The 21,181-nt window shown below is 63.3% G+C and carries 14 protein-coding genes and 2 pseudogenes; 3 read left to right on the top strand and 13 right to left on the bottom strand.

The window, feature by feature from the left end:
* Window positions 1-7: 7 nt before the first annotated feature.
* The 5 genes from FUT88_RS10300 to FUT88_RS10320 all read right to left on the bottom strand — a co-directional run bounded on the left by FUT88_RS10300 (window position 8) and on the right by FUT88_RS10320 (window position 6,774).
* On the bottom strand, window positions 8-916 hold the full coding sequence (locus FUT88_RS10300; RefSeq protein WP_147214907.1) for a branched-chain amino acid ABC transporter permease: 909 nt from the start codon (window positions 914-916) through the stop codon (window positions 8-10).
* Window positions 917-926: 10 nt separating this feature from the next.
* Window positions 927-1,808 carry a branched-chain amino acid ABC transporter permease gene (locus FUT88_RS10305; RefSeq protein ID WP_009240220.1) on the bottom strand — a complete coding sequence of 294 codons (882 nt, stop codon included), beginning with the start codon at window positions 1,806-1,808 and terminating at the stop codon, window positions 927-929.
* A 130-nt stretch (window positions 1,809-1,938) separates the two neighbouring features.
* A complete protein-coding gene (locus FUT88_RS10310; protein ID WP_147214909.1) occupies window positions 1,939-3,099 on the bottom strand; it encodes an ABC transporter substrate-binding protein in 1,161 nt (386 codons plus the stop codon).
* A 445-nt stretch (window positions 3,100-3,544) separates the two neighbouring features.
* Window positions 3,545-6,226 (bottom strand): diguanylate cyclase domain-containing protein, encoded by a 2,682-nt coding sequence (locus FUT88_RS10315; RefSeq protein ID WP_147214911.1) that lies wholly within the window; start codon window positions 6,224-6,226, stop codon window positions 3,545-3,547.
* Between the two features lie 107 nt (window positions 6,227-6,333).
* Window positions 6,334-6,774 (bottom strand): surface-adhesin E family protein, encoded by a 441-nt coding sequence (locus tag FUT88_RS10320; RefSeq protein WP_147214912.1) that lies wholly within the window; start codon window positions 6,772-6,774, stop codon window positions 6,334-6,336.
* A gap of 125 nt (window positions 6,775-6,899) precedes the next feature.
* On the opposite strand from FUT88_RS10320, the gene FUT88_RS10325 reads away from it, so the two are divergent.
* The gene (locus tag FUT88_RS10325; RefSeq protein WP_147214914.1) at window positions 6,900-7,700 is read left to right on the top strand and encodes a YhfC family intramembrane metalloprotease; all 801 of its coding nucleotides are present in this window, start codon (window positions 6,900-6,902) and stop codon (window positions 7,698-7,700) included.
* Here the strand turns inward: FUT88_RS10325 and FUT88_RS10330 are convergent.
* The 7 genes and pseudogenes from FUT88_RS10330 to FUT88_RS10360 all read right to left on the bottom strand — a co-directional run bounded on the left by FUT88_RS10330 (window position 7,697) and on the right by FUT88_RS10360 (window position 16,643).
* A complete protein-coding gene (locus FUT88_RS10330) occupies window positions 7,697-9,055 on the bottom strand; it encodes a sigma-54-dependent transcriptional regulator (protein ID WP_147214916.1) in 1,359 nt (452 codons plus the stop codon). The genes FUT88_RS10325 and FUT88_RS10330 overlap by 4 nt on opposite strands.
* Window positions 9,052-10,967: pseudogene (locus FUT88_RS10335) on the bottom strand (ATP-binding protein). The gene FUT88_RS10330 and the pseudogene FUT88_RS10335 overlap by 4 nt, the downstream one beginning before the upstream one ends.
* A 3-nt stretch (window positions 10,968-10,970) precedes the next feature.
* Window positions 10,971-12,311, bottom strand: a complete 1,341-nt coding sequence (locus tag FUT88_RS10340; protein ID WP_147214917.1) for an MFS transporter — start codon at window positions 12,309-12,311, stop codon at window positions 10,971-10,973.
* A 290-nt stretch (window positions 12,312-12,601) separates the two neighbouring features.
* Window positions 12,602-13,552: a UTP--glucose-1-phosphate uridylyltransferase GalU gene (galU, locus tag FUT88_RS10345; protein ID WP_147214919.1), complete on the bottom strand. Its 951-nt coding sequence runs from the start codon at window positions 13,550-13,552 to the stop codon at window positions 12,602-12,604.
* Window positions 13,553-13,828: 276 nt separating this feature from the next.
* The gene (locus FUT88_RS10350; RefSeq protein WP_147214921.1) at window positions 13,829-14,647 is read right to left on the bottom strand and encodes a DNA-binding protein; all 819 of its coding nucleotides are present in this window, start codon (window positions 14,645-14,647) and stop codon (window positions 13,829-13,831) included.
* A 320-nt stretch (window positions 14,648-14,967) separates the two neighbouring features.
* On the bottom strand, window positions 14,968-15,978 hold the full coding sequence (locus FUT88_RS10355) for a ParB/RepB/Spo0J family partition protein (RefSeq protein WP_147214923.1): 1,011 nt from the start codon (window positions 15,976-15,978) through the stop codon (window positions 14,968-14,970).
* A complete protein-coding gene (locus FUT88_RS10360; protein ID WP_147214925.1) occupies window positions 15,975-16,643 on the bottom strand; it encodes a ParA family protein in 669 nt (222 codons plus the stop codon). Before FUT88_RS10360 ends, FUT88_RS10355 begins: the two co-directional genes overlap by 4 nt.
* Before the next feature lie 424 nt (window positions 16,644-17,067).
* On the opposite strand from FUT88_RS10360, the gene FUT88_RS10365 reads away from it, so the two are divergent.
* Window positions 17,068-17,271 (top strand): cold-shock protein, encoded by a 204-nt coding sequence (locus tag FUT88_RS10365; protein WP_004632415.1) that lies wholly within the window; start codon window positions 17,068-17,070, stop codon window positions 17,269-17,271.
* 79 nt (window positions 17,272-17,350) lie between these two features.
* On the opposite strand, the gene FUT88_RS10370 is transcribed toward FUT88_RS10365, so the two are convergent.
* The gene (locus tag FUT88_RS10370; protein WP_147214927.1) at window positions 17,351-18,427 is read right to left on the bottom strand and encodes a replication protein RepA; all 1,077 of its coding nucleotides are present in this window, start codon (window positions 18,425-18,427) and stop codon (window positions 17,351-17,353) included.
* A gap of 1,435 nt (window positions 18,428-19,862) precedes the next feature.
* On the opposite strand from FUT88_RS10370, the pseudogene FUT88_RS10375 reads away from it, so the two are divergent.
* Window positions 19,863-21,166: pseudogene (locus FUT88_RS10375) on the top strand (NCS2 family permease).
* The last annotated feature ends 15 nt before the right edge of the window (window positions 21,167-21,181 follow it).

Consider the following 21,181-nt stretch of genomic DNA (forward strand, 5'->3'; position numbering starts at 1 on the left):
GGCGGCCTCAGTGCGATTCATTGGAAGCAGCCGGGGTGTTGCCCGTGCCAGGCATGGTGCTGCCGCGCTTGATGCCGAACCAGCGCGCGAAACGCGACGGGTCCCAGATGCCCTTGGGCAGGAACAGCACGATCACCATCAGGATCACGCCGTTGACGACCAGGCGGAAATCTTTGAACGCACGCAGCAACTCCGGCAGCAGCGACAGGATCAGGCTGCCGAGCACCGGGCCCGTCAGGCCATTCGTGCCGCCCAGGATCGTCATCGTCAGAATTTCGACGCCGCGGTCGAAGCCGAATTCGTTCGGGCCGATGAAGAACGTGAGGTGCGCGTTCAGTGCACCGGCCAACCCGGCGATGGCCGCACCCAGCGTGAAGGCCAGCAGCTTGGTGCCGGCCACGTTGATGCCCATGAGGCCGGCAGCCGTTTCGTCTTCCTTGATGGCCTCGAATGCGCGGCCCACCTTCGAGCGGCGCATGCGCGCCAGCACGAACAGCGTCGCCAACACGGCCACCGCCACATGCCACCACTCGGTCAATTGCGGAATGCCGTTCAGGCCCAGCGCGCCGCCAGTCCAGTTTTCGGTGTTCAGGATCAGCACGCGCACGACCTCACCGAAACCCAGCGTGGCCATGGCCAGATACACGCCCGAAAGGCGCAGCGTCGGCCGCCCGATGACAATGGCCACCACGGCCGGCGCCGCCATGCCGCCCAGCAGCGCGACGGAAAACGGCATCTCGGCGTTCATCGTCAGCAGCGCCGCCGTGTAGGCGCCGATGCCCATGAAGGCCGCATTCGCCATCGCCAGCAGGCCGCACGACAGCGTCAGGTAAATGGACAGCGCCAGCAATGCATTGATGCCCAGCGTGAGCACCAGGTTGCTGTAGACCGACCAGAAATTGTCGAACCATTCCATATCGGTCTCCTTAGGCCTTGCGTTCCAGCACCTTGCCGAACAGCCCTTGCGGCCGCACCAGCAGGATCAGGAACAGCAGACCGAACGCCACCGCATCGCGCATGGTGGAGCCGATGTAGGCCACCGACAGCACCTCGGCAAAGCCGAGGAACAGCCCGCCCAGCATCGCGCCGCGAATATCGCCCAGGCCGCCGAGGATGATGACCGCGATGCCCTTGTGCAGCATCGGCTGACCCATCAACGGGAAGACCGCGTTGGAGTACAGGCCGATCAGCACGCCCGACAAGCCGCCCAGCGCAGCGGCGGCAAACGAGGTCAGGAGGAACAGGCCTTCGACATTGATGCCCAGCAGCGCGGCGGCTTTCGGCGACTCCGCGATCGCGCGCAGCGCGCGGCCGAGTTGCGTGCGCTTGAGCAGCAGCATGAGCGCGGCCATCAGTGCGAACGACAGCACGATGATGCTCAGCTCCAGCGGGGTGAGGTGGATGCCGCCCAGGTCCAGCGAGGCATCCGAGACGAGCCCGGCCGGGAAGCGCAGGTTTTCGGCCCCGAACACGCCCTGCATGGCGTTGTTGATGGCGATGCCCGCGCCGATGGTGGCAATCATCGGGATCAGGTGCGGCGCGTTGCGGCGGCGCAGCGGGCGCAGCAGCAGCACATCGATGATGAGACCGGCGACGCCGCTGACGACAAAGCCCACGGCCAGTGCCGCCCACAGCGGCAGCTCGAAATGGAGAACGACCTGCAGCGCCGCATAGGCACCGAGCATGAAGACCGCGCCGTGCGACAGGTTGATCACGCCCAGGATGCCGAAAACCAGCGTGAACCCCAGGGCGAACAACGCATACACGCACCCGAGCGACAGCGCATTGACGAGTTGCTGTTCCAGCATGATGAATCAGAGTGAGGTGCGGCCGAACGTGACCGAAGCAGTCACGACGCAGCCACAAAAAAAGCGATGGGGCGTAGGTTTAGCTACGCCCCGCCTGTCTCGTTCAAAGGGTTTCAACGAGAACCGAAGATTACTTCTCGATCGTGTACTTGCCGTTCTTGGTCACGCTCACGATCGGCGTCTGCACGGCATCGTAGCCGGCCGGCTTGCCACGTGCGGTGACCTGACGGAAGGCAAACGCGCCCGTCGCGCCGGTGTGCTTGACTGCCGGCAATGCATCGCGGATCGCCTTGCGGTCGGCTTCGAGGTTGCCGCTGAACTTGACCGTCTTCAGCGCCTTGCTGGCGATGTACATGGCGTCATACGCCTGCGCCGCAAACTGGTCCGGCGCTGCCTTGTACTTGGCGGTGTAGGCAGTGATGAACTTGCTGTTCTCGGGCGTGTGGTTCTCGATCGACCACGGGCTGCCCACCCACAGGTTGTCGGACTTGTCCTTAGCCAAGTCGAACACCTTGACCGAGTTCATGCCGTTGCCGCCGATGACCGGCACATTCAGGCCAAGCTGGCGCGCCTGTACCATGATCGGACCACCTTCGGCAATCAGCGCCGACAGCACGATCGCATCCGGATTCGTCGCCTTGATCTTGGTGAGCTGGGCCTTGAAGTCCACGTCGCCCTTGGCGAAGGTCTCGGTGGTCGTGACCGGAATCTTCAGGTCTTCGAGCGCTTTCTTGAAGTTGTCGTAGCCGCTCTTGGTGAAGACGTCGTCGTTGCCGTACAGCACGGCAACCTTCTTCACGCCGGCCTTCTTCACAACGGTCTGGATGGTGGCCGGCAGCACATCGGCTTCGGTCACGGAATTGCGGAAGACGAAATCGCCGATGCTGGTGATGCCGTCTGCGGTGTTGGAGGTGCCAAAGGCCACCGTCTTGGCAGCCTGCGCGATCGGGTCAGCCGCCTGAGCCGAGTTGGACAGCGTGGGGCCGAACACCATCGCCACCTTGTCCTGGAAGATCAGCTTCTTGAAGACGTTGATGGCCTCTTCCTTCTTGCCCTGCTCGTCTTCGATCACCAGCGCGATCTTGCTGCCGTTGATGCCGCCTGCAGCGTTGATCTCTTCAGCCGCCAGTTGGAAGCCGTTGCGGATGGCCACGCCGTACTGGGCTGCACCGCCCGACAGCGCTTCGGCCACACCGATCTTGATGTCCTGGGCCGCGAACGTCGTGCCCGTTGCGATTGCCCCCCCCGCAGCCACTGCCGTCAACAGCAGCCGTTTGATCATTTTTTGCATGCGAACCTGCTCCTTGTTTGTCCGTCGCGATTGCTTGAATGCGATGCGTCTCGAAGATGCGCTGGCCCAACACCGTCGCTCCCCCGCATGCGCCCTGCATCGCGTCCGGACGCTCGCCTGCCGGTTTCGCGCCACGCATGACCACGTTGGCGAAATAACGGAAGACCTGCCGGGCGAGCGATGCCGGATCGGGCATGCGCGCACCGGGAGTGCGTCGAAGTGTGAAGCGAAGGCGCCATGGGTGCAGCGCTCTTGTGCGACGCGCCGGGGTGGCCGGCGCGTGCAGTCAGTCGCGGGACTTTACCGGAAAGCGCACGACCGTGCGATAGGGGATTGTCCGCCGCCCGGCCTGGGGGGCCGATGTTGCGGCGCAATATTGCCTGCGCAATACCGTCGGATCGGCGCCAAGCGTACCCGTTTCTGCGTGCCGTGCGGCGCTGCGAAATCAGCCCGCCGACAGCTCGTCGGCGCTGACAAACAGGCCCTTGCCGCGCGATTTGGCTTCGTACAACGCCTCATCGGCAGCTTCGAAGACGGCGCTTTGCGCCAACGTGCGCGCGTCGAAAGTCGCGATACCGATGCTCGCACCGACCTGCACCATCGCCTCACGCAAGCGAAACGGTTTGTTGCATGCGGCAAGGATGTTGGTAGCGACAGTCTTCGCGTCGTCCGGATGCGACAGATGTTCCAGGATGACGGCGAACTCGTCACCGCCAAAGCGCGCTACGCCGTCGTACGGCCGCACGGCACGTGCCAAGCGTTGCGCGAAGGTCCGCAGCAGCGCATCGCCCACGGCATGTCCGTGCGTGTCGTTGACGACCTTGAAGCCGTCGAGGTCGACCAGCAGCAGCGCGCCGGTGGATCCGTTCACGCGCGCCTGGTCGAGCGCCGCCAGCAAACGCTCTTCAAAGCCGGCGCGGTTCGCCAGGCCCGTGAGGTGGTCGGTGGTGGTCAGCGCGCGCAGGCGCAGCTCCTGTTTCTTGCGCTCCGTGATGTCGAGCGTGACGGAATGCACACCAGCCACGCGGCCTTGCGCGTCAAACTGCGGAAGGTAGCTGACCTCTTCGCAGCGGTACAAATCGCGCCCGCGAAGTTCGCGCTCGAAGACCATCGTCTCGCCGCCCAGCGCGCGCCGCAACGCATCACGAAGAATGCTGTAAGCATCGTCACCCACGACTTCACGCAGCGTCTGTCCGAGCATGCTGGCGGCTGAGCGTCCGTACGCCTTCTCGTAGGCGGCATTCAGGAAGCGGAAGCGCTCGTCGGTGTCGATGAAGGCCACCAGCGCAGGCAGCGCGTCGGTCACGGTCTGCAGCGTTTCGCGGCTGCGCTGCAGCGCTTCCTTGGCCGCCCTGTCCTGCGTGATGTCGCGCATGACGGACGAGAAGTACTCCATATGCCCGGCAGGATCGCGGTGCGCGATGATCATGTGGTTGATCGGCACAACCTGACCTTCGGCCCCACGCACAGTGGTTTCGCCAATCCATACACCATCGCGCGCGGCTGCGGGCACGGCCACCTCGCGCAGCCAGCCCATCGTCTCTGGCGGGTAGAAATCGGCAACGGTCAGGCCTTGGAGATTGGCGTCCAGCGGGATCCCAGCGAAGCGGCGGCCGGCCGGATTCATGTAGGTGACGTTGCCCTGGATGTCGCTCTGCGCGACAAAGTCGGTGGTGGAGTCGAGGATCTTGGTCAGCACGCGCGACGCCTGTTGGGCCCGCGCCCGCACGGTGATGTCTTCCATGACCCCAACGTGGCCGACTACCTCGTCGTCCACCCGCACGGGTGCCGTGGTGACGACCAGCAACCGCTCGCCGATGCCCGGCACGATCACGCGCTGCTCGGCGCTGTAGCCGGCGCCGCGCGCGAGGGCGTCGCGCCAACCGGCCATGGTGGCATCGCGGTCGTCCGGATGCAGGCGCGCAAGCCACACGTCGGCCAGCGCCTCCTCGGGCGTGGCGCCGAGCAGGCGGCGATACGCCTCGTTGGTATAGACGGTCCGGCCGTCCGCATCCGAACGGAACAACCCCAGCGGCGAGGCATCGTTCACCGCTTCCAGTTCGGCGCGCTGGCGGACGACCTCGCCCATCAGCTTGTGGAACGCTGTCGACACCGCCTCGATTTCCGCCGAGGCACCGCCCAGTTCAAGCGGCGGCGCATTGCGCAAGTCCGTGGCAGAGAGCTGCGTCATGGCGGCGTGCAGCCGGCCAAGCGGGCGCAGCAGCCACAGCATCGCCGCCCACACCGATCCGCCGATCAGCGCCGCGAGCACCAGGAGCGACCAGCGGAAGCGCTGGCGCATGAGGAAGAGCTGCCGGTTGGCCTCGGCGCCGGGCAACACGGCAGCGAGCGTCCAGCCGGCCGCGATGATGTCTTGCGTGGTGACCACGTCGCCGCCGCGCTCGGGCAGCGCATCGGGATCCGCGCGGAAGGCCGAGGCTGCCGCCGGATCGGCGTCAAGCGGCGCGAGCGTCTTGTCGGCCTCGGGGTGAACGATATAGACCGGGTTCTCACCTCGCGTGGCCAGGTAGACATGGCCCGTCTGGCCTACGCGCATGTCGCGCAGGTCGCCCAGAAAGTTCGGCTTGAGCAGGTACAGCGAGGCGCCGATCAGCCCCACGAGATTGCCGTCCTGGTCATGCACAGGCGCCGCCATGATGACGATGGGCTCACCACCCACGCGGTTGCGCAGCGGCGCGGAGATGGTCGGCTGGTCGACCACCAGGACTTGCCGGAAGTAGTCCCGATCCGAAATGTCGATGCCGACCACGCTTGCGCGGCGCGTCGAGGTCGTTGTCACCTTGCCGTCGGCCGAGGCCAGGAACACGCCGTCGAACAGGCCGCTGGCCGGCTGGATGGACTGGTAGAACGCGGCTTCCTGCGCGGGCGTGTCGAACCGCACGCTGCGCATCTGCTGGGCAGTGCGTTCGAGCACGCCCAGATAGGTGTCCAGCCGCTGTTTGAGATCTTCCGCCGATTGCTTGACCAGGGCCGCCTGCTGCACCTTGATCTGCGCCATCACCTCGCGGCGGATGGGCTCGCGTTGCGACCAGCCGAACACGCTCACCACCGCCACGCTGATGACGGTCGCCATGATGGCCGCCTGCGACTTCAGGGTCAGTTTCATCGGACCGTCGGCTGGCACCGGCACCCCTCGCGGCCGGTGTCTTGCTGTAGTGGGAGGGCAGCCACCATAGTGCTATGCCCGCCCGTCATTGTCGAGCCGCCGCGGCGCTAGCGGCGGCCGCAGACGTAGGCAGCAGAGCGCGCCGCGAGCGTACCGGAGCGGATGCGCATCCAGTGCGCGCCTGCCGCGGTATCGGTATCGAGAGTGGTGCCGTCGGGGCCGCGCACCACGTAGTCCACCAGGCGGATGCGATGGCGATGGCAGTCAATTTCCTGCCGCGAAAGGATCACCGTGCCGGGCCGGTAGTGCGCCCCGTGGGCGCGGCGTTCGCTGCGCTTCAGCACGGTGCGCGCCAGAAAGGTCTTGTGGCCGGTACGGCTCGAGCGCAGCGACGTGCGGTCGATGGATGCCGCGACGGACGTCGTCGTCAGGTATTGGTGCCAACGTTCGGCCTGGGCAGGCACCGCCACGCCGAAGGCGCCAGCGCCGACAGCGCATATCCAGATCCACCGCCACAGCATGCGTTTCACGACCGTCCGTCCTGCCATATCAAGAAGCCAAGAAGCGGCACTGGTGCCGCAGCCACATATTGTAACAATCGGCCCGCAAGACTTGCGCCTGAGCGCTCAGGTAGCATGCCGCCAACTCGATCGCACCGACTTCCACATCCGCCATGCCCACCGTCGCTCCGTCTGCCCTCGTTGCCCACGCCATCGCAGCCTTGCTCATTGCAAGCGTGCCCGTTGTGGCGTGGTTTTGGCTGCGGCGGCGCTTTGACCTGGCGTGGCGTGATATCGGTGTGGGCGCTGCGGTGTTTGTCGTGTTTGCGCTGGTCCTGGAGCGCACGCTGCACCTGTATCTGCTGCAACTCAATCCGACGACGGCGCATTGGCTGCGCATGCCTGCGCTGTTCGTCATCTACGGCGCGCTGATGGCTGGCTTGTTCGAAGAAAGCGGCCGCTGGCTCGGCCTGCGCTTTCTCGTGCGCACGCCCGGCGACGCCGCCACACCGGTCGCGTACGCGCTCGGGCACGCTGGCATCGAGGCCTGGCTGGTCGGTGCGGCATCGCAGGCGCAGATGGTGATGTTCGGCATTGCCGCCAATCGGGGCGAGCTGGAGTCGCGTCTCGCCGCCAGCGGCGCCGAAGCCATGGCCGGGACGATTCACGCCATGCTCGCGCAGCTTTCGCCGTGGCTCGCGCTCGGTGCGATCAGCGAACGCGTTGCGGCGATGCTGATCCAGTTCACGCTCACGCTGGTGGTGTGGCACGCGGTGCGCCAGCGGCGTTTTGTGATTGTCGTGCTGGCGGTCCTGCTGCATGCGCTGGCGGACCTGCCGGCTGCGCTGTACCAGGTGCATGTGCTGCCCCTGGCCGTGACCGAAGCGATCTACGCGGTGGCGGCCGTGCTGCTGGCAGCAACGTGCTGGCCGCCACAGGGCGGCCGCAAGATCGGCGAATCTTCGCTGCGCTAACTGCTGCGGAACCGGTCCGGCTCGATGCCGTGCCGGTTGAGCTTGTCGTACAGCGTCTTGCGCGGCACGGCGAGCAAATCCGCCGCGCGGGCAACGTTGCCCTCTGTCGCGCGCAGCGCTTCTTCGATGGTGGCGCGTTCGACTGCCATCATGCGTCCGGCCAGGGAATGCTGGCTCGCTTCGGACACCACCAGGCCATCGTCCAACCCGAGGCAAAAACGCTCGGCCACGTTCTTCAGTTCACGCACGTTGCCGGGCCAGTCGTGATGCTGCCAGCGCATCATGTCCTGGGCAGACCAATCAGGCGCGGGGCGCTCGTAACGCACCGCAGCCTGCTGCAGAAAATGCGCCATCAGCAGCGGAATGTCTTCGGCACGCTGACGCAGCGCCGGCAGCGCAATCGACACCACATTCAAGCGGTAATACAGGTCCGCACGGAACTGGCCGTGATCGGATGCCTCCTTCAAATCGACCTTCGCAGCGGCGACCACTCGGCAGTTGACCGGCACGCTGGCGTTGCTGCCCAGCCGTTCGATGCTGCGTTCCTGCAGCGCGCGCAGCAGCTTGGCCTGCAGTGCCAGCGGCATCGATTCAATTTCATCCAGAAACAGCGTGCCGCCATCCGCGTATTCCATCTTGCCGATGCGGCGGCGGTTGGCCCCCGTGAAAGCGCCGGCTTCGTGGCCGAACATCTCGCTCTCGAACACGGATTCGGGCAAGGCCGCGCAGTTGAGTGCCACGAACGGGCCGCGACGTCGGCTGCCTTCGTGAATGGCGCGCGCGAGCACCTCCTTGCCCGAGCCGGTCTCGCCCGTGACGAGGATGTCTGCATCGGTCGGTGCCAGTGCGGTGACGAGCCGGCGCACGTTCTGCATGACGGCGCTCTGGCCGATCAACGGGTACGCCTGCCGGCCCTGCAGCGCTTCGCGCAGACGCAGGTTTTCGGACGTGAGCCGGCGTTTTTCCAACGCGCGCCGCACCACGTCGACGAGGCGCTCGGAGTGGAACGGCTTCTCCATGAAGTCGTAGGCGCCGGCGCGCATGGCAGCCACCGCCATCGTCACATCGCCATGACCAGTGATGAGAATGACCGGCAACTGGCGGTCGTGCTGCAGCATCTCGCGCAGCACGGCCAGGCCGTCGCGGCCGGGCAGGCGCACGTCGGTGACGACTACGGCCGGCGTTTGCGTGGCAAGCGCAGCGAGCGCGCTCTCTGCATCGGCAAAGGACTGCACCGGCACATCGGCCAGCGAGAGGGCCTGCTCGCAACCAAGCCGCACGACGTCATCGTCTTCGATCAGGAAGACGGGCGCGTGCTCGATAGGAGAAGGGTCCGGCGTGCAGTGTTCAGTCATGTGGGTTTCACAACGCGTTCAAGCTCGATGATGAATTCTGCGCCACCTGCATCGTCACCCGCATTGCGACCTTCGAGCCGGCCGCCAAAGTCTTCGATGATCGCCAGCGAAATTGCCAGCCCAAGCCCCAGGCCCTGACCATCGTCCTTGGTGGTGAAGAATGGCTCAAACAGACGCGGCAACACATCGGCGGGAATGCCCGGGCCGAAGTCGCGCACGGTGATGCGTACCCATTTCTCGATGGGCTCGACACCCACGCGCACGATCGCCGATTCGGCTGCGGGCGCCTCGGCGGTGGCGTCGATGGCGTTGCGGATCAGGTTGACGAGCACTTGCTCGAGCCGCACGACATTGGCCCACACAGCAAGGTCTGCCGGCACCGGCTCGGTCACCACGGTCACGCCGGCCTGGCGCCGACGCGTCTCGATCAGCATTAGCGCCTGGCGGATGGCTTCGTCCACCGACACCGCTGCGCGTGCCGCATCGCCCTTGCGCGAGAACGCCTTGATGTGTGAAACGATGCGCCCCATGCGTTCGGCAAGTTGGCTGATGTGCGTGAGGTTGCCGCGCACCTCGTCGATGCGGCCGCGCTCGGCAAGCTGGTTGGCGTTGTCGGACAGCGTGGTGAGCGCGGTGAGCGGCTGGTTGAGTTCGTGCGTGATGCCGGCGGCCATCTGGCCAAGCACGGCGAGCTTGCCGGCCTGCACGGCGGCATCGCGCGTTTCGCGCAGGATGCGTTGCGCAGCGTCGAGCGCCTCGACCTTGCCGGCGAGCGCGGTGTTGGCGGACGTCAACTCGGCAGTGCGCTGGACAATGCGCGCTTCCAGGTCGCGCTGGACTTCGCGCAGGGCGGCGCGCGCGCGGCGCTGCTCTTCGCGCCGGCGCTGACGCAAACGCAAAGCGACGAGCACGGCAAAGATGAGCGCCATCGCAAACGCGGCGCTCGCCCCGGCCACGAGCGCAGTGCGCTGCTCGTCGCGCGGGTCGATCAGCACGGCGACCTGCCAGCCGAGCAGGCCCACCGGGCGGTACTGCACACGCAGTGTCGATACCGATTTTCCGGGCAACGCCACGCGCACAGTCTGCGGCGGTTCGTCCGCAGAAAAGGGTACGCTCGCGCCTTGCCCGTCGTTCATGCCGAGCGGCGTGAGGATGTGCGGCGCGTATTGGCGCGTCGCGTCGAGTGCGGCGCGCTGGTCCGCGCTCAAGGTGCCGAGCGTGCGGTATTTCCACTCCGGTACGGACGACAGGAAGATCACCCCGTGGCGATCCACCAGCAGCACCGTATCGCCGCTGCGCGACAACGTCGCTCGAACGCATCGAGGTTAACCTTCACCACCACCACGCCGATCGGCGTGTTGCCTTCGCGCACGGGCGCGGCGACAAAATAGCCCGTCTCGCCCGTGGTGTTGCCGACGCCATAGAAGCGACCCAGCCCTTCGCGCATGGCTTCGACAAAGTACGGGCGGAATGCGTAGTTCTGGCCGACGAACGAAGTGGGCAGATCCCAGTTGCTGGCGGCAATCGTGAGACCCGTCTTATTAATCAGGTGAGCGGCAGCCAGGTCGGTGGCCGCCTGGACTTCTTTCAGATAGGCGTTGGCTGCACGGCGCGGAACGGCGTCGCCGGCCTCGGGGTTCTCCAGAAGCGCGACGTGCAGCACGTGCTCCAACGCAGCCAGCCTCGGCAACGATTCATAGCGCGCCAGCGTGCTGCGCAGATTCTGCGCGTAGAAGGTCGTGCGCTGGCCGGCCTCTTCGGCACGGGTGGCAACGTAGCGCTGCAGGGCGATGGCGTAAGCGCCCCACCCCGCCGCCGCGCAGCACGCCGCCATGGCCAGCGCGACGGCCACGCGCCACCCTCGCCCGCGTGCGGGTGGGGCAAGGTCGGCGTGGCCGTCGGTTGGCGACATGGGTCAATGTTCGATGCGGGAATGCTCGCGAGTATCGCGCATGAACACGTACACCAACAGCGACAGGAAGATGGCCCCTGTCACATACCAGTAGAACAGCGACTCATGACCCGCCTGCTTGAGCCACAGCGCGATGTACTCAGCCGTGCCGCCAAAGATCGACACCGTAAGCGCATACGGCAGACCCACGCCCAGCGCGCGGACCTCCGCGGGGAACAGCTCCGCCTTCACCACCGCGTTGATCGACGTGTAGCCCGAGACGATCACCAGCGCGGCCATGATCAGGAAGAACGCCGTCCACACGTTGGTGGTCTGGCTGATGCCGGTCATGATCGGCACGGTGAACAGCGTACCCAGCACGCCAAACGCAATCAGGATCGGACGGCGGCCGATGCGGTCAGACAACCCGCCCACGATCGGCTGCAGCATGGCGAACAGCAACAGCGTGGCGCCGGACACCAGCGTCGCCTGATCCTTGGACAGACCCACCGTGTTCGCCAGGAACTTCTGCATGTAGATCGAGTACGTGTAGAACGCCACCGTACCGCCCATCGTCAGGCCCACGACCGTCGCAACGGCGCGTGGATGTTTGGCGAGCTCCGACAGCGTACCGCGCTTCTTGTTGGCTTTCGCTGCGGTAAAGGACTGCGTTTCCTCCATGTGCGAGCGCATCGCCATCGCCACCAGCGCACACAGCGCGCCGATGAAGAACGGAATGCGCCAGCCCCACGCCTCAAGCTGCGCCGGCGACAGCACGAACTGCTGCAGCACGATCAGCAGCGCCAGCGCCGTCAGTTGGCCGGCGATGAGCGTGACGTACTGGAAGCTCGAATAGAAGCCGCGGTTTTCCTTGTTGGCGACTTCGCTCAGATACGTGGCGGAGGTGCCGTATTCCCCGCCAACCGACAGCCCCTGCAGCAGCCGCGCCAGCACAAGCAACGCCGGGGCCGCCACGCCGATCGTCGCGTAGCTCGGGGTGAGCGCAATGATCAGCGAGCCCGCGCACATGAGCACCACCGAGAAGAACAGCGCGCGCTTGCGGCCGTATCGATCGGCATAGATGCCCATCAGCCAGCCGCCCACCGGACGCGCCAGGAAGCCCACCGCAAACACCGCCGCCGTGTTGAGCAGCTGCGCGGTCTGGTCACCCTTGGGGAAGAACGATTTGGCAAAGTACAGCGCAAACGCCGAGTAGACGTACCAGTCGTACCACTCGACCAGGTTGCCGATCGAACCGGAGAAGATGGATCGCAGACGACGGCGAACATCTGCGGGAGTGTCTTTGGTGGGGGCCTGCGCGGGCGAAAAGTCGCCCGTGACCGCGCCAGCCTGAGGCTGCGTCATGGTGTCTCCTTGGAGCGTTGGCGGCGACCTTTGCTTGTGACATATCGGCACACTTGGCTGCGTGCGCGACGTCCGAGCGGTCCGCCGGTTTATGGGTGATCGCTCTTACTCAAGAAGCATTCCATGCGAAAAGCAGACGCGCCGATGTGCCGCAAATGCCATGGCACAAGGCTTTACGGGAAATCGACGGAACAGGGGACGACGGGAGGAGTGTGCGGTTTCTCAGAATCGACCGGGGCAACCTGTGCGGAAACCCGCACGACCGATTCTGAGAAAGAGAGAGGCGAGGCTCAGGCGGCCACGCTCAGCGGAATGGTGTCACGGACCAACGAATCCATCTCGGTAGAAACATCCTGATGTGTTTGGGCCAGGCCCAGGCGGTCATGCAAGTACGCCTCAAAGTCAGCACGCACTTCCGGATGGCGCAGGGCAAACTCGACGGTGGCCTGCAGGTAACCGAACTTGCTGCCGCAATCGAAACGCTGACCACGGTAGCGATAAGCCAGGATCTGCTCTTCAGCCAGCAGGCTCTGGATGGCGTCGGTCAATTGCAGTTCGCCGCCGGCGCCCGGTTTCAAATTGCGCAGATGATCGAAGATGCGCGGCGTCAGGATGTAGCGGCCGACCACGCCCAGGTTGGACGGTGCGTCCTTCGGTGCCGGCTTCTCCACGATGCCGTCGAGCTTGACGAGGCGGTCATCCCATTCACGGCCCGCCACCACGCCATACGAACGCGAAGCTTCCGGCGCAATCGTTTCGACGCCCACGATGGAGCAACGGTAGTGATCGTAAAGCTCCGTCATCTGCTGCATGACGGGGGGCTGGTTGTCCAGCAGGTCATCGGCCAGGATCACGGCGAAGGGTTCGTCGCGTACCAGTTTCTGCGCGCACAGCACCGCGTGGCCCAGGCCCAGCGTCTCGGGCTGGCGCACATAGAAACACTCGACGCCGGCCGGCTTGATGGACTGCACCATCTCCAGCAGCGCCTGCTTGTTCTTGGCCGCCAGTTCGGTTTCGAGTTCGTACGCCTTGTCGAAATGATCTTCGATCGCCCGCTTGGCACGGCCCGTGATGAAGATCATTTCCGTGATACCCGCAGCGGCCGCCTCCTCCACCGCATATTGGATCAGCGGTTTATCGACGATAGGCAGCATCTCTTTCGGGCTGGCCTTGGTGGCTGGTAGGAAACGTGTACCGAGCCCCGCCACGGGAAACACGGCCTTGGTGATCTTCTCGTTCATGACAGCTCCATTGGTGAGACGTAGCGTCATGAGCAAGTCATATGCCAGCACAAAGCCAAGGGGGTCGACCCTTTGATGGAGCGCCATCTGGGGTGCCCTCCGTATTGTCACGGCGACCGTCTTGGCGTTTTTCCTACAACCGGTTGCAACTCCGTCGCCGCGACTTTCAGCGCCGAAAGTTGAAAAGCGTACCCAATTCTGCGTACTGGTCGCGCCGCCTGTGTGCACGCCGGAACGGTCGGCATCCGCTGACGGCGTCTTCAGGAATTCAGGAATTCAGGAGGATGGCTTGACCCAGCCGCGGGAGACCGGCGTGGTGCGCTCGGGCGCGCGCCGGTAGGCGTCAATCTGCGCGTTCAGTTGCGCGACCTCAGCTTCGAGGGTGCGGATGCGCTGCCGGAGTTGATCGGCTTCGTTTTGCGTCTGCTGACGCACCGCATCGTTCTGCAGGCGGAGAAAGCGCTCCGTACCGGCCAGCGCGTTGGCCGCGCCCTCAAGCCGGGACACCGTTTCCATGGTCTGTTCCAGGCGCTCTAGGGTCGCGTCGGTCAACTTTGGAGGCACAGCAGGCGCAGTCGCGAGCGCCTCGCCAAGACGGCGCTCCAGGTCCGCCATCGCGGCCTGTAATTGCCGGTTGCGCGCGGCCTCGTGTTCCAGCGCGCGCTCCGCCACTTCGGCCCGAATGCGCGCTTCCATCCACTCCGCGCCGGCCCCCGGCGCGCCAATCGCACGCGAGGCGATACGGTTGCGCTCCTCACCCGGCGAAAGCGTACCCGTTTCTGCGTGCGCCGACGGGATCGGCCACGGTTCAACGGCATCCGCGACAACGCCGCTTGCCGCAGTCCCACGCCCCTGCGCTCGATCGACTGCCTTTTGCAGCGTCGTATTGCTCGGACGTCGGCGCACTCCAGCGTCCGCCAACCACTGCACGTAGCGCCGAACGCCATAAACACGGCGCGTCACGGTGTGAACGGCTTCGATCACCTCATCCAGGAACACTGCGTTGTCGTGCGGGAAGGCAATATCCAGCCTCCGGATCGCTTCGACGATCCGCTGTTGCTGTTCAGGCGAGAAATAGAGACCGGGGCGTGCCATAGGGGCTGTGAAATGTCCTTATAGTGTACACGAAGGGTTAAAAACCTCAACATCTCCGATATAGCGTTCATTATTTTTCATTTATTCGATTTTTGTTGCAGTCGCATTCCGAGCCGCTGAGTCCCGTCCCAAACACCGAGTCTGCCTGTTTCGGCGCATGTTTGCCGCCGACGGCAGCCGTGTTGGACGCACAACCAAGCAAATTGGACACGCAGAAACGGGTACGCCAAGGAGGGCGAGGACGTTTGAGCACCGCAGAATCGACGCAAAAAAAAAAAGCGCCCTATCGGGCGCTCCTGGCAGGTAGAACGGGGACCGGACTACAGCAGCGCAACGTCCAGGCCAAATCGGCTTTTCAGTGCCTCGACCAGCGATTCCCGCGCGCCACGATCTGCCAGCTTCACATCGAGCATCACGCGTCCGGAATCCCATTCCTTGATTGTGCCGAGAAGATCACCTTCAGCGCTTCGAATTTTGTACTGCCGGCTGACTTCCTTGACCTTGCGGGTACGCCCCTCCTGAGCCACCTTGCGGATCTGTTCGACGTCGCGGCTGGAGAGCCCTTCTTCCAGCACACGATGCACCAGCTCCCGTGTGCGGTCTTCGCCGGCGCTCTTGAAGTACAACGTCAACTCATATCCGGTCGCGATACCGATGCCCGCCGGCCGCTCCTTCATCACTTCGAGGACAGACTCCGGCAACTTCAACAGCGCCAGGGTCTTGTTGACCGTTCCCGCAGAGACGCCGGTAATTTCACAAATATCTTCTTCTTTTTTTACTTTTCCTTCGTCAAGTAGCTGCCGCCAGGCGATGGCATTGTCCAGCACCGATTGGCCGGAACGCTGCTCGTTCAAGACGAACGACAGACGGTAGAAATCGATATCTGAGAGCCCGTCTTCGATGAAGCAGTCCATCTCGGCCTTCCCAGCGGCAGCCAAGGCACGCTTGCGGTAGTGGCCATCGATCAGGACATACCAGCCGGGCCGTGCCGGGTCTGGTGCCGCCAACCCAGGCGTCTGCTGACCATGCGTAGCGATGGATGCGGCCCGCTCCTGGACGATCTGCGGATCGTAAATGCGGCGGGCATTGAGCGGATTTTCCTGCAGTCGGTCCAGCGGGACCTTGATAACGCGCCGTTCGGAACTATTCGCAGGCGTGGGACTTTCAGCGCTGAAAGCGGAGGCGGGAGCCGGTTGGCCGAGCAGCCCGCGGGGGTGCGACGTAATCGCTTTCTCTGCCAAAGCAAAACGATCGACCGGTATTGCCTTGGTCTTCTCTGCGGCAATGCCGGCCAGCATGCCGTCTTTGAGCGATTTCAACTTCGCGCTCATACACGTTCCTCCTGCAACAACTGCAACACCTCGTCGATCAAGATGTCGACTTCACTGATGGCTTCCCGGGCGCCCGACACGCCGTGCACCGTCGCTCCAATCGCCTGGCACTCACGAAACGCAGAGCGCGAGCCGATCATGGAATCCATCAAAGGAATATCTCCATCATCACCAAGAATCTCAATTGCTTGTTTAGCGAGCGAGACGCGTCGCTGAACCATATTCGCGAGCACACGAATACGGAGCGTTTCGTTCGTCACCTGAGCCTGCTGAGCGAGAGCCTTGGCAGCGACCGCAGCCCACAGATCGGGCGGGGACGGCACGACAGGGATCAAGGCAATGTCGGAGATCAGTAGCGCGCTCGATGACGACGGCGAGTGAACCGCCGGAGGGCAATCGACCACGATGTAGTCGTAGTCCGCCACAAACTTGCGGACCTCGCGGTGCATGGCACCGCCAGACGGTGCCAAACCGATCACAGAGGCAGGAAAGGGCTTGTCTTCCGGTGCTTGAGCGGCCCATCGCGTGGCCGTGCCCTGCTCGTCCATATCGACGAGCAGCGTTTTGCTTCCCCGCAAACCAAGGGTTCCGGCGATGTGCATGCTGACCGTCGTCTTGCCGCAGCCGCCTTTCTGATTGAATATCGTTACGATCTTGGCGCTCACTGGCCCTCCACTTTCAGCGCTGAAAGTCAGCAGCGCTCATCTTAGGGAAGACCGACAAAAAACACAAGATCGATAAAATTCAATTCATATAAATTTCACCGATGGGCCTCATCGCGGGCACGCCAAAGGCCGGAAAAGACTGGGTTTTCAATTCACCTAAATTGAGATCTAAATGCGGTCTTTAGCGCATAACGATAGGCGTTCAGCCTTGTATTTACGAGCTTCCTAGGTGTTTACCAGTGAGGTGCATAAAAGCGACATTTGGGAAAAATGCCGCCCATCGACACTCTGCTCCAAACTGGTTATGATGCTTAGACAGTCGTCTGAAGACTTTGTCTACGCAAGATTCGGAATCAGCCGGTTCTTCGTGCGATGTCCGGATCGGCTGGACGACGTGTTTTTTGTTTTTTAAAGGAATTTTTGCATGGCCACGGGTACTGTCAAATGGTTTAACGAAACCAAAGGCTTCGGCTTCATCACTCCGGACGGCGGCGGCGCAGATCTGTTCGCGCACTTCTCCGAAATTCAGGGTTCGGGCTTCAAGACCCTGAAGGACGGCCAGAAGGTCACCTTCGAGGTGAAGCAAGGCCCGAAGGGTCTGCAAGCCTCGGCGATCAAGCCGGAATAAGTTTCGGGCTGATCGCCTGAGATGAGAAAAGGGGAGCATCTGCTCCCCTTTCTTTTTTGCCCGACGCTTTCGCTTGATTTCAGGCCAGCTTCCGTACACTGGTACGCGAGGGCTGCAGAATCAGCGCCTTGGAAGAGTCTGCGTCCACCTTCGCGTCCGGATAGACGACCAGTACGTCCTTCAGCGCCTTGCGGAACAACGCGCGGAATTTCCGCTCGCTTTCGGTTTCAGTTCCGAACTGCATCTGCAGCGCTTCCCAGGGGATCTCTGTACGCTTTTGGATCGTGAAGAAGCGGTATGTAAGCCAGGAATACACATCCAGCGCGAACGGCGATTGTTTGAGTGCTTTCAATGCGCGCATATCCACCGGCACCGGCCGATTTACAAGTTCGTTGAAGAACGGTTCGGACAGCACCACGAAGCTCTCGAACATCGAGCCCTGGCCCGGCTGCATCGGATCCCACCAGGTGGACAGCTGGTCCGCCAGCAAGTAACCAATGCGATCGATCGAGAGCGGCTCCTGGTTCTGATTCTGGCTGCTCGGCGCCGACTTGTTCTGCACGATGGCGATCGTGGCCGAGAACAGGCGAATCATCTGCTGGCGCACCAGCGTCATGGTGCCCCGCTTGCCGCCCGTGGCCATCGGGATGCCCAGGTTGTACATGAACTCGGACAACGAGTTGCCCAGCGAAATGCGCCGGTCTTCCACTGTGCCCTGGAATTCGCCGCGCTTCTTCTTCGCCATGATCTCCTTGCCGATCCAGGCGAGCATCAGGCGCGGATACGAACCATACGGATAGCCGAAAGAGACCGTCTCCGAAACGATGCGCTGGCGCCCATTGCTGGCCCGCTCCGAACGCTGCTGCGTGAAGTAGCCCGGCTGGATCATCAACGAAATGTTGCCGCTGGAGCGTGTCCAGACCGGCGGCGCGCCCTTGGGAGCACGATAGGGGAGCGTGACCTGGACGCTGGCGCGGCTGAGGAAGCCGACTTCGCCGCTTTGCCAGGCGTCTTCGCGTTCCATTGCCTGCGCTTCATCGAACAGGCGCTGAAACTTCTCCGGCGCGGCAATGACTTGCCCTCCCGAGGGGACGATGATGCGGCCGGACGCATTGTCGTCCGGTTTCCCATTGGGTGTGAGGCGTTTGGTGACCATGGTGGGCAAGAATTGTTCAGAGCCTTTGTACTAAAACGCCTTCGCCTTGTCACGCAGAATTGGGTACGTTTTCTTATTTTTGCTCGTTGTCGCGGGAAGGGCATCGGTGGGCAACCGTCAAGGTTGTCCACGGAAGACCTTTCCTCACTACAAGCCATATATACCTTCTACGTTTACTACAGGTAAACCGTATACGCGGCCCGCAAAGCCTTGCCGGTATTAGGTTCAGGGGGGTAAACCGAACCAGATTCTGCGACTGCCCGAACCAGATTCTGCGCGATGGCGTACCCGCTTCTGCGCGAAACCGTACCCGCTTCTGCGCATTGGGCGTACCGGAATCTGCGGGGATAACATCATGTTGTCCACAGTGTTATCCACAGAAAACAGAGGCTGGGCAGCGTGATCCGGGCTGTTTTTGTCTGTGCGTACCCGTTTCTGCGGCCGATTCGGCGTTCTTTTGGCAGGCCCTCGACCTGACAGCTGGAGATGCGTACCCGTTTCTGCGGGGATATGGGCTGGGTCGACACGATCACCGTACCCAAATCTGCGCGTGTGCGGATCGCTGTGATTGTTCGAGCCGAGTCTGTTAAACGCTTCCCATGAAAGCGAGCACACGCTCTACACAGTGTGGCTGCGTTACGTGCGTACCCGTTTCTGCGCCGCGGCTCTCGGGCAGAGCTGATCGCGCCCCATCGAACGTTTTGTCTTGATGCTCGAATTCCGAACTTTCATCGCTGAAACCTTCAGGGAAGGGAGCGGTTTGCTGATACCTCCAGGCTCCGGCTGCTGGCCACCGTACCTGTTTCTGCGGGTAAAAAGCCTTATTGGCCAAAGGCTTGGCGTGACGCCTTGCAAACCAGGCGTACCCGTTTCTGCGGAAGCCCGCGCAGAAACGGGTACGCCCGATTCGGGCCCCACTCGCAGAAACAGGTTCGCTTTGAGACAGAGATGACGCGCGAGCATGCGCAGAAACGGGTACGGCTTCGCCTTCATGGCCCGCAGAAACGGGTACGCATCTGCGTTGTGGTTGCGCATGCCGTCCCTTGGAGATGTACGTACCCGTTTCTGCGGAGCCACGCGCAGAAATGGGTACGTCAATCGCTACGCACGCCGCGTAGTATCTGGTTTTCGCAGAAACGGGTACGGTTTATGGAAGATTCGGACAGCCTTCGCCGCCGACGTGGCAGGTCTTGTCCCATGGGTGCACAGGTCATGCGTTTCGGGCATCATGCGCATCCCGCACGCTGGCCCGACCCTATGGCCGGCGCGTTCTCCATCATCCGATTCGCATGAACAGTATTTGGACCGCGCCGCCTCGTGGTGCCGGAAGCTTGCTAAGAGTAGCCTCGCCCCATGGTGGGCGTGCAGTGGGGGAGCCACGCGCAGGACAGCGCCGGCCGACGATGACACTTCACAACAAGAGGAGACAACCTGAATGACTTGGCTCGCGCGCACCTTCAAGCTCGAGGAACATCAGACCGACGTTCGCACGGAAGTGCTCGCCGGACTGACGACGTTCCTGACGATGGCGTACATCATCTTCGTCAACCCGAACATCCTGGCCGACGCCGGCATGCCCCACGACGCGGTGTTTGTCGCCACCTGCATCGCCGCGGCGATCGCACCATCATCATGGGGATGTACGCGAACTACCCCATCGCGATGGCGCCGGGCATGGGCCTGAACGCCTACTTTGCGTACGCGGTGGTCAAGGGCATGGGCTTTACGTGGCAGGCGGCGCTGGGCGCGGTGTTCATTTCCGGCTGCCTGTTTCTGCTGGTGAGTGTGTTTCGCATCCGCGAGATGATCGTCAACGGCATCCCGCATTCGATTCGCGTGGCGATCACGGCCGGCATCGGGCTGTTCCTGGGCATCGTGTCGCTCCGGGGCGCAGGGCTGATTGTCGGGAATCCGGCGACGCTCGTGACGCTGGGCGATGTGCACCAGCCCTCGGTCATCTTGGCGGTGATCGGCTTCTTCGTGATCGTGGCGCTGGACCACCTGCGTGTGAAGGGCGCCATCCTGATCGGCATTCTGGCCGTGACGGCAGCGAGCTTCTTCTTTGCGGGCAACACCTTCCACGGCGTGGTCTCGATGCCGCCGTCGCTTGCGCCCACGCTGATGCAGCTCGACATCATTGGCGCGCTGTCGGTCGGCATCCTGAATGTCGTGCTGGTGTTTTTCCTCGTGGAGCTGTTCGACGCGACCGGCACGCTGATGGGCGTGGCCAACCGCGCGGGCCTGCTCAAGCAAGGCAAGATGGATCGTTTGAACAAGGCACTGCTGGCCGACAGCACGGCCATCATGGCGGGCTCGCTGCTGGGGACGTCGTCGACCACCGCCTATATCGAAAGCGCTTCGGGCGTGCAGGCGGGCGGCCGAACGGGGCTGACGGCGCTGACGGTGGCCGCGCTCTTCCTGCTGTGTCTGTTCTTCTCGCCGCTGGCGGGCGTGGTGCCGGCGTATGCGACGGCGCCCGCGCTGCTGTATGTGTCATGCCTGATGTTGCGCGAGCTGGTCGACCTGAACTGGGAAGACACCACCGAGGCCGTGCCAGCGGTGCTGACGGCGCTGATGATGCCGTTCACGTATTCGATCGCCAACGGCGTTGCGTTCGGCTTCATCACCTACGCGGGCCTGAAGCTGTTCACCGGGCGCATGCGCGAGGTGCCGGTCATCGTGTGGATCATCTCGGCGGTGTTCCTGTTCCGCTTCTTCTATCTGTCCGGCGGGCATTGAGCGCCAGTGTCTTCA

The sequence above is a fragment of the Ralstonia sp. TCR112 genome (assembly GCF_007997035.1).
In the GTDB taxonomy this organism is placed as follows: Bacteria; Pseudomonadota; Gammaproteobacteria; order Burkholderiales; family Burkholderiaceae; genus Ralstonia; species Ralstonia edaphi.

Bases quoted from the DNA above. Each gene is read 5' to 3' on its own strand.
- FUT88_RS10300 (WP_147214907.1), bottom strand. From the start codon at position 916: ATGGAATGGTTCGACAATTTCTGGTCGGTCTACAGCAACCTGGTGCTC.
- FUT88_RS10305 (WP_009240220.1), bottom strand. From the start codon at position 1,808: ATGCTGGAACAGCAACTCGTCAATGCGCTGTCGCTCGGGTGCGTGTAT.
- FUT88_RS10310 (WP_147214909.1), bottom strand. From the start codon at position 3,099: ATGCAAAAAATGATCAAACGGCTGCTGTTGACGGCAGTGGCTGCGGGG.
- FUT88_RS10315 (WP_147214911.1), bottom strand. From the start codon at position 6,226: ATGAAACTGACCCTGAAGTCGCAGGCGGCCATCATGGCGACCGTCATC.
- FUT88_RS10320 (WP_147214912.1), bottom strand. From the start codon at position 6,774: ATGGCAGGACGGACGGTCGTGAAACGCATGCTGTGGCGGTGGATCTGG.
- FUT88_RS10325 (WP_147214914.1), top strand. From the start codon at position 6,900: ATGCCCACCGTCGCTCCGTCTGCCCTCGTTGCCCACGCCATCGCAGCC.
- FUT88_RS10330 (WP_147214916.1), bottom strand. From the start codon at position 9,055: ATGACTGAACACTGCACGCCGGACCCTTCTCCTATCGAGCACGCGCCC.
- FUT88_RS10340 (WP_147214917.1), bottom strand. From the start codon at position 12,311: ATGACGCAGCCTCAGGCTGGCGCGGTCACGGGCGACTTTTCGCCCGCG.
- galU (WP_147214919.1), bottom strand. From the start codon at position 13,552: ATGAACGAGAAGATCACCAAGGCCGTGTTTCCCGTGGCGGGGCTCGGT.
- FUT88_RS10350 (WP_147214921.1), bottom strand. From the start codon at position 14,647: ATGGCACGCCCCGGTCTCTATTTCTCGCCTGAACAGCAACAGCGGATC.
- FUT88_RS10355 (WP_147214923.1), bottom strand. From the start codon at position 15,978: ATGAGCGCGAAGTTGAAATCGCTCAAAGACGGCATGCTGGCCGGCATT.
- FUT88_RS10365 (WP_004632415.1), top strand. From the start codon at position 17,068: ATGGCCACGGGTACTGTCAAATGGTTTAACGAAACCAAAGGCTTCGGC.
- FUT88_RS10370 (WP_147214927.1), bottom strand. From the start codon at position 18,427: ATGGTCACCAAACGCCTCACACCCAATGGGAAACCGGACGACAATGCG.